Annotated in this window: 1 pseudogene; it reads right to left on the bottom strand. The window is 72.2% G+C overall.

Going from position 1 to position 673, the window contains the following annotated elements:
* A pseudogene (locus HG543_RS54005) lies at positions 1-673 on the bottom strand (J domain-containing protein); the annotation flags it as partial.

The raw sequence follows: 673 nt of genomic DNA, 5'->3' as shown, positions 1-673 counted from the left end.
GGCCTGGGCGGGGTCGGTCGTGGGTGTGGCACCCACCACGGCGGGGCCACGCGAGCCGAGTACGCCCATGTTCTCCATCGCGCGGCGCAGCAGGCGCTGGCGCCGGAGCTTCGCCGCCTCGTCGGGATTGGAGGGATCTGCCGCCACGTCGTCCTCGTCGAAGTCCCAGTCGTCCAGGTCACCGGACGGCTCGGCCCACGCAGTCTGGCCAGTTGGGCTGGCGTTGTCACCGGGGTTGAACCCGGGATCCAGGGGATCCCCCGGCTCGATGGTTGCTTCAACAATGGCTTCGACGGGGGGCTCGTTGAAATCCGCGCCTGCCGGGTTGACATCCGAGCGGATGAGCGACTCCAGGTGGGAGTCCACCTGCATGAGCGCCGCCTCGAAGGAGGCCGTCAGGTTGTCGGCGCCCACGTCCTTGTCGAAGGAGACGATGCGCCACAGGTCCTCCTCGCCCGCCTTGGGCGAGGCCGGGCCGAGCTTGAGCGGGGGCGGAGCCGCGGAAGCCGGGCGCGAGGCCCAGAGGCTGGTCTCCTCGTCCGGGATGCCCAGGGTGGGCGCCTGAGCGGGGGCGACCGGGGTGAGGACGGGAGGGCCGCCCTTGGAGGGAGTGGTGGCGCGGGTGGGAGGCGGAGGCGCCACGGGGTTGAGGACCGGGGGCCCGGAGGTGGAG

It is taken from the genome of Pyxidicoccus fallax (genome assembly GCF_012933655.1).
GTDB classification, from domain to species: domain Bacteria; phylum Myxococcota; class Myxococcia; order Myxococcales; family Myxococcaceae; genus Myxococcus; species Myxococcus fallax.
This window is presented reverse-complemented; position numbering and strand designations above follow the sequence as displayed.